General features: G+C 72.7%; 14 protein-coding genes. 4 read left to right on the top strand and 10 right to left on the bottom strand.

Features of this window, described 5'->3' with window-relative positions; all coding sequences use genetic code 11:
• Positions 1-13 precede the first annotated feature (13 nt).
• Genes ACIRSS_RS05100 through ACIRSS_RS05090 form a run of 3 tightly spaced genes read right to left on the bottom strand, consistent with a single transcriptional unit; the run spans position 14 to position 2,982 of the window.
• Positions 14-328, bottom strand: coding sequence for a DUF4387 domain-containing protein (locus ACIRSS_RS05100; protein WP_400890657.1), 315 nt, complete (start codon positions 326-328; stop codon positions 14-16).
• Entirely contained in the window at positions 321-1,685 is a 1,365-nt protein-coding gene (locus ACIRSS_RS05095) for an acyclic terpene utilization AtuA family protein (RefSeq protein ID WP_400890654.1), read from the bottom strand. Before ACIRSS_RS05095 ends, ACIRSS_RS05100 begins: the two co-directional genes overlap by 8 nt.
• A gap of 19 nt (positions 1,686-1,704) precedes the next feature.
• Positions 1,705-2,982, bottom strand: a complete 1,278-nt coding sequence (locus ACIRSS_RS05090) for an MFS transporter (RefSeq protein WP_400890651.1) — start codon at positions 2,980-2,982, stop codon at positions 1,705-1,707.
• Positions 2,983-3,078: 96 nt separating this feature from the next.
• On the opposite strand from ACIRSS_RS05090, the gene ACIRSS_RS05085 reads away from it, so the two are divergent.
• Positions 3,079-3,795 (top strand): GntR family transcriptional regulator, encoded by a 717-nt coding sequence (locus ACIRSS_RS05085; protein ID WP_400890648.1) that lies wholly within the window; start codon positions 3,079-3,081, stop codon positions 3,793-3,795.
• Here ACIRSS_RS05085 and ACIRSS_RS05080 read toward each other — a convergent pair.
• The 5 genes from ACIRSS_RS05080 to ACIRSS_RS05060 are packed head-to-tail and all read right to left on the bottom strand — an operon-like array spanning position 3,792 to position 8,544.
• Positions 3,792-4,022 carry an anti-sigma factor family protein gene (locus ACIRSS_RS05080; protein ID WP_400890645.1) on the bottom strand — a complete coding sequence of 77 codons (231 nt, stop codon included), beginning with the start codon at positions 4,020-4,022 and terminating at the stop codon, positions 3,792-3,794. The two genes, ACIRSS_RS05085 and ACIRSS_RS05080, sit on opposite strands and share 4 nt — an antisense overlap.
• Positions 4,019-4,663: an RNA polymerase sigma factor gene (locus ACIRSS_RS05075; protein ID WP_400890642.1), complete on the bottom strand. Its 645-nt coding sequence runs from the start codon at positions 4,661-4,663 to the stop codon at positions 4,019-4,021. The genes ACIRSS_RS05080 and ACIRSS_RS05075 overlap by 4 nt, the downstream gene beginning before the upstream one ends.
• Positions 4,664-4,704: 41 nt before the next feature.
• Positions 4,705-5,895 (bottom strand): cation:proton antiporter, encoded by a 1,191-nt coding sequence (locus ACIRSS_RS05070; protein WP_400890639.1) that lies wholly within the window; start codon positions 5,893-5,895, stop codon positions 4,705-4,707.
• Positions 5,896-5,902: 7 nt separating this feature from the next.
• Positions 5,903-6,607, bottom strand: coding sequence for a flavodoxin family protein (locus ACIRSS_RS05065; protein WP_400890636.1), 705 nt, complete (start codon positions 6,605-6,607; stop codon positions 5,903-5,905).
• Between the two features lie 11 nt (positions 6,608-6,618).
• Complete coding sequence (locus ACIRSS_RS05060) at positions 6,619-8,544, bottom strand: thiamine pyrophosphate-binding protein (RefSeq protein ID WP_400890634.1); 1,926 nt, start codon at positions 8,542-8,544, stop codon at positions 6,619-6,621.
• 84 nt (positions 8,545-8,628) lie between these two features.
• Here ACIRSS_RS05060 and ACIRSS_RS05055 point away from each other — a divergent pair, with 84 nt between their 5' ends.
• Positions 8,629-9,243, top strand: coding sequence for a hypothetical protein (locus ACIRSS_RS05055; protein ID WP_400890631.1), 615 nt, complete (start codon positions 8,629-8,631; stop codon positions 9,241-9,243).
• Here ACIRSS_RS05055 and ACIRSS_RS05050 read toward each other — a convergent pair.
• Complete coding sequence (locus ACIRSS_RS05050; RefSeq protein WP_400890629.1) at positions 9,233-9,772, bottom strand: TetR/AcrR family transcriptional regulator; 540 nt, start codon at positions 9,770-9,772, stop codon at positions 9,233-9,235. The two genes, ACIRSS_RS05055 and ACIRSS_RS05050, sit on opposite strands and share 11 nt — an antisense overlap.
• 115 nt (positions 9,773-9,887) lie before the next feature.
• Here ACIRSS_RS05050 and ACIRSS_RS05045 point away from each other — a divergent pair, with 115 nt between their 5' ends.
• Positions 9,888-10,910 (top strand): SDR family oxidoreductase, encoded by a 1,023-nt coding sequence (locus ACIRSS_RS05045; protein WP_400890626.1) that lies wholly within the window; start codon positions 9,888-9,890, stop codon positions 10,908-10,910.
• 6 nt (positions 10,911-10,916) lie between these two features.
• Here the strand turns inward: ACIRSS_RS05045 and ACIRSS_RS05040 are convergent, their stop codons facing one another.
• Complete coding sequence (locus tag ACIRSS_RS05040) at positions 10,917-11,276, bottom strand: hypothetical protein (RefSeq protein WP_400890623.1); 360 nt, start codon at positions 11,274-11,276, stop codon at positions 10,917-10,919.
• Between the two features lie 99 nt (positions 11,277-11,375).
• Between ACIRSS_RS05040 and ACIRSS_RS05035 the strand changes: the two genes are divergently transcribed.
• Positions 11,376-12,044, top strand: coding sequence for an SGNH/GDSL hydrolase family protein (locus ACIRSS_RS05035; protein WP_400890620.1), 669 nt, complete (start codon positions 11,376-11,378; stop codon positions 12,042-12,044).
• The last annotated feature ends 123 nt before the right edge of the window (positions 12,045-12,167 follow it).

Here is a 12,167-nt window from a genome sequence, read left to right as displayed (position 1 = left end):
TGCCCGGTCTAGCTCACGGCACCACCAGCCGCGCGAGGGGGACGTGGTGCTGGCCCGCGTGCATGTCGCGGTCGCGCAGCGAGCCCTGGCTGACCGGGCGGGGGAAGGAAATCTTGACGACGTTGAGCGACGGGATCCGGAAGATCCGGATCGTGCTCTCCTCCACCCGGTACAGCGCGGCGATCACCCGCTCGTTCAGGAACGTCTCGTCGGCCGCGACGCGGTAGCCGTCCGCGTCGCGCAGGAACAGCTCCATCGTGACCCAGAACGGGCCCGCGTTCTTCGACCGGACCTCGTGGGCCAGGTCCGCCAACGTCGTTTCAGGCACGGGTTTTCCCTTCGACGCCGAACTCGGTCCGGAACAGCTCCAGCGGCGTGCAGTCGACGACGTGGTTCAGCACGAACTCGTACGCCGCGCCGCGCTCGACCTCCGCCGGCGACGACGCGAACGCGAAGCTCGGCAGGTAGTCCATCGACGGCGTCGGCAGGTGCAGCATCAGCGGGTTGGCCACCTTCGCCACGGCCGTCGCGGTCGCCTGGTCGGGGGCGTTGACCAACAGCATCACGCCCACCTCGCGCGGCGGCCCGGTCTCGGGTTCCAGCTCGCCCAGCACCGCGTTGTGGCCGTACAGGCGGAGGTCGAACGCGTATTCGCCGTCGGCCAGGCCGAGGGTCTGGCCGACGCGCTGGGTGATCAGCGTGCGCATCAGCTCGGCCCAGGTGTCGATTTCGGCGAGGACCAGCGGGTCCCGGATCGCCGAGAACGACATCGTTTCGTACCCGGTGATCCGCGCGCCCTCCAGCTTGATCGTGTGCTGGGCGGCGCGGTGGAACTCCGACCCCGTGACGCGGACGATCCGGTCGTCGACGGCGGTGTACTCGGCGGCGCTGACGTCGAGGGTGCCGTCGGGTTCGCGCATCCGATGCGGGTCCGCGGTCTCGTAGAGCATGTGCGCGGCCACCGAGATCGGCGTGCACGCCGACGCCGGGTCGAGCGGCTCGATGGTGAAGCCGTCCGCGTCGATCGTGGCCAGGACGCCGCCGGCGCGCGGGTTGCTGGTGCACTGGCCGCCGCATTCGATGATCTTGGCGGCGTGCCAGGTCGGTCCGGCGGGCATGCCCATCATCAGCGGGTAGGCGGCCGCGACCGCCGTGTCGGTCGCGCGGCCGGCGAGCACGACTTGAGCTCCCGCGCGCAGCGCTTCGACGATCGGCTCGTGGCCCATCGCGCCGACGATGTGCGTGCAGCTTTCGAGGGTCTCGGCGTCGAGTTTTCCCAAGGGCGGCAACGGGTGGATGCGGTCGAGGTACTCCTTGAGGCCGGTGGCGTCCTGCTCGCTGTAGATCCGCGCGACCGTCAGCTCCAGGCCCTCCTCCGCGAGCACTTCCGCGGCGATCCCGGCGACCCAGTCGACGCCGGTGTCCGTGCCGCTCGTGCCGCAGGAGCCGACGACCACCGGGATCCCCGCGCCCGCGGCCGCCGTGAAGAGGCTGCGCAGGTCGCGCGCCACGGCTTTGGCCGTCGTCTTCGCCGTCGCGGCGCCGAGGTAGTACGGGCCGGAGTCGGTGGAGCCGCCGTCGACGCTGATGACGTCGGCGCCCAGGGCGATGCCGCGCTCGACCGTCGCGTGGTCCCAGCCGGCGCCGAGCATGCCGCTCGGCGCCAGCACGCGCACTGCGTCCATGGTCCTCATTCCTCTCGGTTCACCACGAATCCGGCCCGGCGGCCGGGGGGCGGTGGCGCTGCAGCGCGGCGACGCGGGCGACGAGCAGCACCGCGACCGCCGTGACGACGCCGACGTCGAGCAGCATGAACCGCCACCCGGTCAGGTCGACCATGCCGCCGACCAGGGCCGGGCCGGCGAAGCCGCCGGCCGACCAGCCGACCGTGTAGAGGCCGGAGTACGTGCCGAGCACGCGGGCCGACGGCGCGAGGTTCCACAGCACGACCGCCGTGTTGACGATGAACGCCGCCGCGCCCGCGGCCGCGACGCACATCGCCACGACGATGCCGGCGGGCGTCGAAACCGCGGTGCCCAGCACCATCGCGGCGGCGAACACCACCATCCCGGCCAGGATCACGCGCAGCCGCCCGAAGCGCTCGGCGAGCAGGGCGACCGGGTAGGCGGCCACGATGAAGGCCAGCCCGCTGGGCAGCGTCAGCCCGCCCGCGTCGCCGCGGGACAGCCCCAGGGTTTCCATGCCGTAGTTGGTGATCAGCGACCGCGACGCGAACCACGCGCCGCCGAAGGCGAAGACGGCGGCGATGACCAGCAGCCGGCTGCGGTCGGTGTCGCGGACGATGTCGAGCAGGACCTCGCGCATCCGCACTCGCGGCGAACCCTCGCCGGGTTCGGCCCGGTCCTCTTCGAGCGCGGCCCGGTAGGCCGGCGACCGGCTGTCGCGCACCTTCCACGCGAGCACGGCCACCGAGCCCACCATCACCACGGCCGGGATCGCGAACGACAGCTTCGGGAAGTCGTCGATGAGGAACAGGCTGATCAGCGCGGCGACGATCACCGTGATGCTGGAGGCGATCTTGACCGCCGCGTTGGCCCGGCTGCGCCGTTCGGGGGCGATGAAGTCCGGGAGCAGCGACTCGGCGATCGGCTTGAAGGAGTTCGCGACGAGCGCGTAGCCGAACATCGTCAGGATCAGCAGGGGCAGCGAAGCCGCCGCGTGCGGGATCAGGACGAACAGCAGCGCGGCGACCGGCATGCCGACGACGAGGTACGGGATGCGGCGGCCCCACGCCGTGCGGGTGCCGTCCGAGCGGTTGCCCATCCACGGCTGGACGAAGATGCCGAGCAGGTTGTCCATCCCCATCAGCGCGCCGATGAGCGCGGCGCTGCCGAGGTGCTCGCGCAGCAGCGGCGGTACCTGCGAGTCGTAGAGGTTCCACGTCGATTCCTGGGCGAAGACGGCCAGGGCCACGAAGAACGTGATGCGCCCGGTCCGGACGCGCGGGGTGGTCAACGTCATCGTCGGCCCCTTCCGTCGGTTCGTGGCCGCCACCGTACTTTTGCTATAGCAAGACGGTCAAGAGTTGCATATGAGTTTTGCCGTAGGCTGTGCGGCATGCTGGGTGAAGCACTGCAGACCGACACGCTGGCCGACCGCGTGTACCGGGCCCTGCGCGACGCGATCACCACCGGCGAGCTGCGCCCGGGCCAGAAGGTCACCGAACGCGGGTTCGCCGAGCGGCTGTCGGTCAGTCCGACGCCGGTGCGCGAAGCCATCCGGCGCCTGGAGCAGGACGGCCTCCTCGAACGGGCCGGGCCGCGGACGGTCAAGGTGGCGATGTTCGGCGGCGTCGCCGTCCAGGACCTCGCGGAGGTCGAGGTCGGCCTGCGCGGGATGGTGGCCCGCTTCGCCGCGCGGCACGCGACCCCCGAGCAGCTCGACCGGCTCGACGCGATCCTCGACGAGGCCGACGACCTGCTGATCCTCATCAAGCAGCGCCACGAGTCCGGGCAGGAGGTGGCCAAGCACGTCGGCCGGCTCTTCGACGCCGTGCAGCGGTTCAACGGCGTGGTCGAGTCGTGCGCGGGCAACCCGGTTCTCGTGCGGCTGCTCGACCAGACGCGGGTGTTCTCGTCGCCGGAGCGGCGGTCGCGGGTGCTGGAGCGGGTCAGCGTGGACGAGACGTTCGGCTTGGACCGCTACGCGACCCACCGGCAGCTGGTGCACGCGCTGCGGGCCGGCGACTCCGCGGCGGCCGAGGCCCTGGTGCTGGCGGACGCGCGGGGTGGCCTCGGCGATCTGTTGGCCGGCAACGCATCCCCGCCGGATTAGGCCCCGCGCCAATCGCGGAAGGCGCCGAGGACGGTGTCGCGCACGTCGGGCGAAAGGGTTTCGGCCGGTAGCGCACCGAGTTCGGCGATCGTGGTGCGGAACTGGTCGAGGTACGTTTCACAGCCTTCGCACAACGCCAAGTGCTCGACGAACCGGGCTTCGGTCCCGGGATCCAGTGCTCCGTCGAGGAAAGCCGTGACGAGTTCGACGAACTCTTCGCACGTCATGCCGATTTCCCCTCGGCACCCAGGTACTCCGCGAGCCGCTCGCGCACCGCGGCTCGCGCGCGGTGCAGGAGCACCCGCTGGTTGGCCGCGGTGATCTCGAGCAGCGCGCAGACCTCGTCGGCGCTGTGGTCGGCGACGTCGCGGAGGCTGATGACGGCGCGCTGGCGAGCGGGCAGCTCGTCGAGCGCGCCGGCGATCACCTGCCGGACTTCCAGGGCCAGGGCGGTGTTTTCCGGCGACGGCCACCGGGCGGGGAACTGGCGCCAGCCACCGGGGTGGGCGTCGTCCGGGCCGCGGAACCGGGCCGGGTCGACGGTGGGGCCGCGGTCTTCGCCGTCGGGGGCGAGGCTGGCCCAGGGAATGCTGCGGTGCTCGGCCGTGCCGCGTTTCTTGGCCGTGTTGACCAGGATCCGGTACACCCACGTCTTGAACGCCGCGCGCCCCTCGAACGCGTCGAGGCTCTTGACGACGGCGAGCCACGTGTCCTGGACGACTTCCTCGGCGGACGCGTGGGTGGAGACGAACGAGCGCGCCAGGCGCAGCATCGGCGCCGACCACGCGTCGAGGACGGCGGCGAAGGTGCCGTCGTCCCCGCCGCGCAGTGCCGCGAGGAGTTCCGTATCCGGCGGAAGTGGGCTCACCAGCCGAATATAGCTGCGGAAACAGCCGAAACAGGTGACGGTCATCTTACGGGCGCCCCCTCCCGCGACCGCAGCAACGACAGCGCGCCGGCGGGGAACAGCAGCACCGAAAGCAGGCCGGCGCACACGAGCGCGGCCGCGGTCACCGGGGTCATCAGCCCGGTGAGCACGCCGATCTGGGTGGCGGTGACCAGGAACGGCAACGACGTCGCCTGCAGCAGACCGGCCGCGATCGCTTTCCCGGCCCCGAATTCCCGCGCGAACAGCACCGCCGGGACGCCGCGCGCGAGCAGCAGCGCGGCCAGGAACAGCGGGACGCGCGCGAGCGCGGCCGCGTCGGCGAGCAACCCGGACAGGTCGAGCCGCAGGCCGCTGGTGACGAAGAAGACCGGCACCAGGAAGCCGTACCCGATGGCGTCGAGCTTGACCCGGAACCGCGGGTGCGACGCGGAGTCGCGGTCGAGCAGCCCGACGACCGCGCCCGCCAGGAAAGCGCCGAGAATGCTTTCCAGGCCGAAAGTCTCGGCCAGCGCGACGAACGCGACCAGCAGCACCACGGCCGCGCGGACGCGGATCTCGGCCGTGGTGTCCTGCAGCCGCAGCAGGGTCGCGCCGAGCCGGCGCGACCGGCCGGCCAGCGCGACCACGACGGCGGTCACGACGACCAGGCTCACGAAGGCCACGAGCAGCACCAGCCGCGCGCCGGTGCTGCCGCCGGAAGCCGAGAACAGCAAAGAAACCAGCAGGACGGCGGCGAAGTCGGCCACCGACGCGGCGGCGATGACCGCCTGCCCCAAGCCGCCTTCGGCCTGTCCCGCGTCCTTGAGCACCGGCACGACCAGACCGAGCGAAGTCGCCGACAGCGCCACCGCGACCAGGAGCGGGCTGCGTACCCACCCCGCGGCGGCGAAACCCGTGCCGACGGCGAGCCCGATGGCCAGCGTCAGGACGTAGCCCAGCAGCGCCACCCGCAGGGCCCGGCCGCGCAGCCGGTGGACGTCGATCTCCAGTCCCGCCAGGAAGAGCAGGAAAGCGAGCCCGAGCAGGGCGACGATCTGCACCGGCAGGTCCGGGGTGATCCAGCCGAGCCCGGACGGCCCGAGCGCGATCCCGGCCACGATCTCCAGCACCACGGCGGGAACGCGCAGCTTCGGCACGAGGCCGAGCAGCAGCGGGGCGGCGAGCGCGATCGCCGCCACCGCGAACAGGTTGACGAACCCGACGCCGGGCACGGCGGGCTCAGCGGTACTCGGGGTTGGTGAAGTCGAAGCGGCAGCCGGCGTCCCACTCGCTGCGCTGGTTGCCGTGCGCCGGGATGCCGCCCGCGTCCTTCAGCATCCGGGCCAGGTGCAGCAGGTTCCAGGTCATGAACGTCGTGTTGCGGTTGGTGAAGTCGTTCTCCGGGCCGCCGGAGCCCGGGTCCAGGTAGGACGGTCCGGGGCCGGCCTCGCCGATCCAGCCCGCGTCCGCCTGCGGCGGGATGGTGTAGCCGAGGTGCTGGAGGCTGTAGAGGACGTTCATGGCGCAGTGCTTGACGCCGTCTTCGTTGCCGGTGATGAGGCAGCCGCCGACGCGGCCGTAGTAGGCGTACTGGCCGGCGTCGTTGAGCAGGTGCGAGCAGGCGTAGAGCCGCTCGATGACCTGCTTGGTGACGGAACTGTTGTCCCCCAGCCAGATCGGCCCGGCGATCACCAGGATGTCCGCGGCCAGCACCTTTTCGTAGATGGCCGGCCAGGCGTCGGTGGCCCAGCCGTGCTCGGTCATGTCGGGCCAGACGCCGGTCGCGATGTCGTGGTCGATCACCCGCAGCACCTCGACCCCGACCCCGTTCTTCTCCATGATCCCGCGGCTGACGTCGATCAGGCCGTCGGTGTTGCTGGGTTCGGGCGAGCGCTTGAGGGTGCCGTTGAGGAACAGGGCGCGCAGGTCGTCGTAGTTCGGCATGGTCGTCCCTTTCAGAGGAGTTCGGCGTCCTGGTCGACGCAGAGCAGGGTGGGGCCTTCGGCGGCGAAGAGCGCGGTCATGGCGTCGTCGAGCTGCTCGCGCGCGGTGACGCGGATGCCCTTGGCACCACACAGTTCCGCGTAGGCGGCCCAGTCCGGGTTGACCAGCGACGTCTGCCACACCGGGTAGTCCCCGGCGAGCTGTTCCTTGCTGATCTTGCCGAGCGCGTTGTTGTTCAGCAGCACGTGCTTCACCGGGATGCCGTACTTGACGGCCGTGGTCAGCTCGGTCGCGTACTGCCCGAACCCGCCGTCACCGGTGACGGCCACGACCGGCCGCTCCGGTGCCGCCGCCCAGGCGCCGAGCGCCGCCGGGTAGCCGAACCCGATCGAGCCGAGGTAGCCCGACATCAGCACCGGCTGGCCCTTCGACTCCAGGTAGCGGCCCAGCGAGTAGGCGTGGTTGCCGACGTCCACGGCCACGACGGCGTCTTCGGGCAGGTGGCGCGACAGCGCGTCGAACACCGCCGCGGCCGAGACACCCCGGCCGCGGTCGTCGGCGACCCGGCGGGCCTTCTCCGCGCGCCAGATCGCCCAGCGGGCGGCGACATCGGCGCGCTGGTCTTCGGCCTTCGCCTCCCCCAGCTCGGCCGCGAGCGCGTCGAGGGCGAGCCGGGCGTCACCGAGCAGCGACGCCGTGACCGCGTCGAACCGGCCGATCGCGCCCGGGTCGTCGTCGAGCTGCAGGATCGGCTTGTAGGCGGCGATCCCGGTGTGGTTGCTGAACGACGCGCCGACCGCGACGATCAGGTCGGCTTCGTTCATCAGCCAGCTGGCGACCGGCGTTCCGCTGCGGCCCAGCACGCCGGCCCCGAGCGGGTGGGTGTCGGGCACCAGGCCCTTCGCCTTGAACGTGGTGAGCACCGGCGCGCCGAGGCGTTCGGCCAGCGCGGTGAGCTCGGAGCCGGCGCCGCGGGCCCCGTGCCCGGCGACGAACACCGGCCGCCGGGCGTCGCGCAGGAGCGCGGCGGCCGTGGTGACGGCGACGGCGTCCGGCCGGCCGGCCCGGCCCGCGCGGCGGCCGTCCGGTGGGGACGGTGGCGCGTCGCTCGGCTGCACCTGGACCTCGTCGGGCAGCACCAGGTGCGCCACGCCCCGCCGGTCGACGGCGTGCTTGACCGCGAGCGCCGCGAGCTCGCCGTGGTCGCTTCCGCTGTGGACGGTCGTGGTGGACACGGCGACGTCGCGGAAGACGGCGGCGAGGTCGACGTCTTGGAACGCGCCCCGGCCGAGCACCTTCGACGGCACCTGCCCGGAGATCGCGAGCACCGGCGCCCCGTCGAGCTTGGCGTCGTAGAGGCCGGTGAGCAGGTTCGTCGAGCCCGGCCCGGCGATCGCGAAGCACGCCGCGGGCCGGCCGGTGAGCTTGCCGTACGCACTCGCCGCGAACGCCGCCGCGCCCTCGTGCCGGATCCCGAAGTACGTCAGCTCACCCCGGGCTTCGGCGCGGCGCAGGGCCTCGGCGAACCCGAGGTTGGAGTGCCCGACCATGCCGAACACGTGCCGCACGCCCCAGGCCACGAGCGTCTCGACCAGGACGTCGGCGACGGTCCGGACCGCGGGCGCCGGTTCCGGCAGCCGGACGAAGACGCCGTCCGCGCGCTCCTCGACCGGGTAGGTCGGCACCGCGTCGCCGAAGCCCCCGGGCGACTCGCCGGTGACCGGGTCGTAGTCGTAGCCGTGCCAGGGGCAGCGCAGCCAGCCCTTCTCGATCGAGCCCTCGCCGAGCGGGCCGCCCTGGTGCGGGCAGCGGTTCTCCAGCGCGCCGAGCCGCGCGCCGCACCGCGACAGCGCGACGCTGCGCCCGGCCACGGTGACGCTGCGGACCCGGCCGTCCGCGGGCACGTCGGTGGGATCCACCCGATGCCACTCCGCCATGTAACGCCTCCTGGGTTCGGGGACACTGCGGTGACGGCAGGCTCAGTGCCCGGAACCCTCCCGGGCGTTACACGAGGAGTTCGGATGGACTGGGAACCGACGCGCCGGTCGCTGCACGGCGTGGCCGAGCTGCTGCTCGCCGGCCCGCAGCACCGCGCGACCGGGCGCATCGACCTCACCGTGGCCGACGGCGGTTTCGCGACGGCCGCCGAGCCCGCACTGCGCGTCGAAGGGGACGAACTGCTGGCGGGCACCACCCGCGTGCGGCTCGCCGGGCGCACGTTCGCCGAAGTGGCGGCGGAAGCGGGGGTCGAGGCGGGCGCCCCCGCGGGTGTCTACTCCGGCGGTCCCGGCATCCGGCCGGACGAGACGATCGTCTTCGCCGCCGACGCGCTGAAGCTGCTGCTCCAGGCCTTCGCCGACGGCGACCGCGCCCTGCGCGCGTTCCTGCCGGGGTCGGTGCCGATCCTGTGGCCGGAGCACTTCGACGTCGCCATCACGCTCGACGAGGTGAACTACGGCGTCTCCCCCGGCGACGGCCACCTGGGTGAGCCCTACGCGTACGTCGGGCCGTTCACGCCGCGGCAGGGCGAGTTCTGGAACGCTCCCTTCGGCGCCGCCCGGCCGGTCGGCGACCTCGGCGACGCCGGCGCGATCGCGGCCTTCTTCGCCGAAGGTCGCGCCGCGCTCACCTCGTAGGAGCGCTCAAACCGTCCAGGATGAGGGCGAGCATCGACGGCGACCGGTCCTCCGGCCCCGACGCGGCCCGCCACAGCGCGCCGGTGAGCTGCAGGAAGTCGCGGGGGTCGGCGTCGGCGCGGATCGTGCCGTCGGCCTTGCCCGCGTCGAGCAGCCGGGTGATGGCGGCGATGACCGGGCCGTAGGTCTGCTCGGTGATCGCCTGGTGCGCGCCGGGGCTGAGCGCGTCGCCGAGGCCGTGCTTCTTCCGCATGGCCGCCACCAGGTCGACGGTCCACTCGCGCAGCGCCTCCAGCGGGGGCAGCCGCGCGAGCAGCTCCGGGACGGTCTCGAGGAGCCGGTCGACTTCGTCCTGGTAGATGGCCAGCACGAGAGCTTCGCGCGTCGGGAAGTTGCGGTAGAGCGTGCCGGGCCCGACCCCGGCGAGCTGCGCGACCCGGTTCATCGAGACGTCACCCGCCTCGGTGAACGCCGCGCGCGCGACCTGCAGGATGCGAGCCCGGTTTTCGCGGGCGTCCGAGCGAACCATGTGCCGTCCTTGCTATCCGGAGAGGTCTCCACTACCGTAGGTGGAGACCTCTCCGGAACCATAGGCGAGGACGGGTCGCCACACCAACTCCCACTCCGACTTGCGAGGGTTTTCCATGGCTGAAGTACTGGTCACCGGTGGCTCCGGCTACATCGGCAGCTGGTGCGTGCTCGCGCTGCTGGCCGACGGCCACACGGTCCGCACCACCGTCCGCGACCTGAAGAAGGAGCCCGCGATGCGGGCGATGCTGCACGCGGGCGGAGCGCCCGGCGACGCGAAACTGTCCGTCCTGCGGGCGGATCTGCAGGAGGACGCCGGCTGGCGCGAGGCCGTCGAAGGGTGCGACTACGTGCTGCACGTCGCTTCGCCGACGCTAACCAGCGTGCCCAAGAACGACGACGAGATGGTCGTGCCCGCCCGGGACGGCGTCCTGCGCGTGCTGCGGGCCGCGCGCGAGGCCGGCGTCAAGCGGGTCGTGCTGACGTCGGCGTTCGGCGCGATCGGGATGGGGCACCCTGAGAAGTCCCGGGTGTTCACCGAAGCCGACTGGACCGACGTCGACGCCGGGGTCGCGCCGTACCAGAAGTCCAAGACCCTGGCCGAAAAAGCGGCGTGGCAGTTCGTCGCCGAGCACGGCGGCGTCGAACTGGCCGTCGTGAACCCCGTGGGCGTGCTCGGGCCGGTGCTCGGCCCCGACTACTCGCCGTCGCTGGGCCTCCTGCGGCGGATGCTGGACGGGGAACTGCCGGCGCTGCCGAAGTTCGGCATGGGGTACGTGGACGTGCGCGACGTCGCGGACCTGCACCTGCGCGCGATGACCGACCCGGCCGCGGCAGGCGAGCGGTTCCTGGCGATCTCCGGGCACAGCCTGTGGGTGCGCGAGATCGCGGCGATCCTGCGCGACCGCCTCGGCGACCGCGCGGCGAAGGTGCCGACGCGCGAACTGCCGCTCTGGACCGCGCGCGTCCTCGAGCGCGTCAACCCCGGGCTGCGCGTGCTCGGCCCGCAGCTGGGCCGGAACTACGACGCCACGTCGGAAAAGGCCCGGCGGGTACTGGGCTGGTCGCCACGGCCGATCGCCGACACCATCGTCGAGACCGCGGAAAGCCTGCTGGCGCTGAAGAACGTGGCTGCCTGAGGCGTCTTACGGGACGAGAGCCGAGGCGGCGCACAGCGCGGCCCAGGTCGTGGCGAACGCGGCGACCTTCTTGCGGGCGGACCGGTCGGGCAGGTTGGTGCCGAAGACGACCGCGTCGGCGGCGTCGGACGCCACGCGGGCGGCGAACGCGACCTGCAGCGGTTTCCCGACGGGGGCGAACACCATCGCGAGGCCGATCGCCGCGTCGCGGGCGCCGATGCCGGCGGTCAGGGTCCGCACGGCGGCGGTGACCCCGCCGGTCGGCGTCGTCAGGCCGCAGGGTTTGGCCAGCACGCGCGGTGCGGCGATGATCGTGACGCTGTAGGCGGCGGTCACCGCTCCGAGAACGCGGGTCAACGCGGGCATCGGCACTCCTTCATCCGTGGAGTCCCCGCTTACCCGGTGAAAACGCCGGCAAACCGATGCGGGCCCGGCTCCGAATGCCGGGAAAAGGGAGGGGTGCGCGTGCCGACGTGGACAGGCCGGCTGCTCGACGCGGCCGCCGTCGTGCTGCCCGGCATCGGCCGGGTCCGGGCGCAGAAGGAGCCGTTCGCGCGGGCGTGGGAAGAGATCAACCACGCGGCGCTCGCGTCGGGCCGGCCGCTGTGGGTGGCGCTCGGCGACTCGATGACGCAAGGCATCGGCGCGGGCACCGTCGCGGGCGGCTGGGTGCCCCAGCTGAACGCCCGGCTCGGCGCGCCGTTCGCGGTGGTGAACCTGTCGGCGTCCGGCGCGCGGGTCGCCGACGTGCTCGCCGGCCAGCTCCCCAGGTTGCCCGCGGAGCCCGCCTTGGTGACGGTTCTGGTGGGCGCCAACGACATGCTGACCCGATCGCGCCGCCGCGGGGTCGCCGGCCGGTTCGCCCGCCTGCTCGACGAACTCCCGCCGGGCCGGTCGGTGGTGGCAACGCTGCCCCGGCGCAACGCGGCGGCGAGCGAGGTCAACGCGCTGATCGACACCGCGGAGGCGGCGGGCCGGGTGCGGGTGGCGGACCTGCGCGGCCCGGCCCTGGGCCCGATCCGCGGCACCCTCGCGGATGATTGGTTCCACCCGAACGAAATCGGCTACGCGCGCATCGCGGACTTGTTCGAGGCACCGGTCCGCGCGGCTGCGCAGCGCGATTGCCGAGACTGAGGCCGCTGGGCGCGTGGGTTGGGGCTGAGGCCGCGGCAGGTAGGCGCCCGCCGACCCGGGCCACCGCGGGCCAGGCGCACGCCAGCCCGGCCACCCCATGCCAGCGCCGACCTTCCCCAGCCC

The sequence above is a fragment of the Amycolatopsis sp. NPDC101161 genome (genome assembly GCF_044768185.1).
Taxonomy (GTDB): domain Bacteria; phylum Actinomycetota; class Actinomycetes; order Mycobacteriales; family Pseudonocardiaceae; genus Amycolatopsis.
Note: the sequence above shows the minus strand (reverse complement) of the source record. Positions and strands in the feature narration are given on the sequence as shown.

Coding starts and splice junctions, on each gene's coding strand:
- ACIRSS_RS05095 (WP_400890654.1), bottom strand. CDS start 1,685: ATGGACGCAGTGCGCGTGCTGGCGCCGAGCGGCATGCTCGGCGCCGGC.
- ACIRSS_RS05090 (WP_400890651.1), bottom strand. CDS start 2,982: ATGACGTTGACCACCCCGCGCGTCCGGACCGGGCGCATCACGTTCTTC.
- ACIRSS_RS05085 (WP_400890648.1), top strand. CDS start 3,079: ATGCTGGGTGAAGCACTGCAGACCGACACGCTGGCCGACCGCGTGTAC.
- ACIRSS_RS05080 (WP_400890645.1), bottom strand. CDS start 4,022: ATGACGTGCGAAGAGTTCGTCGAACTCGTCACGGCTTTCCTCGACGGA.
- ACIRSS_RS05065 (WP_400890636.1), bottom strand. CDS start 6,607: ATGCCGAACTACGACGACCTGCGCGCCCTGTTCCTCAACGGCACCCTC.
- ACIRSS_RS05060 (WP_400890634.1), bottom strand. CDS start 8,544: ATGGCGGAGTGGCATCGGGTGGATCCCACCGACGTGCCCGCGGACGGC.
- ACIRSS_RS05055 (WP_400890631.1), top strand. CDS start 8,629: ATGGACTGGGAACCGACGCGCCGGTCGCTGCACGGCGTGGCCGAGCTG.
- ACIRSS_RS05050 (WP_400890629.1), bottom strand. CDS start 9,772: ATGGTTCGCTCGGACGCCCGCGAAAACCGGGCTCGCATCCTGCAGGTC.
- ACIRSS_RS05045 (WP_400890626.1), top strand. CDS start 9,888: ATGGCTGAAGTACTGGTCACCGGTGGCTCCGGCTACATCGGCAGCTGG.
- ACIRSS_RS05040 (WP_400890623.1), bottom strand. CDS start 11,276: ATGCCCGCGTTGACCCGCGTTCTCGGAGCGGTGACCGCCGCCTACAGC.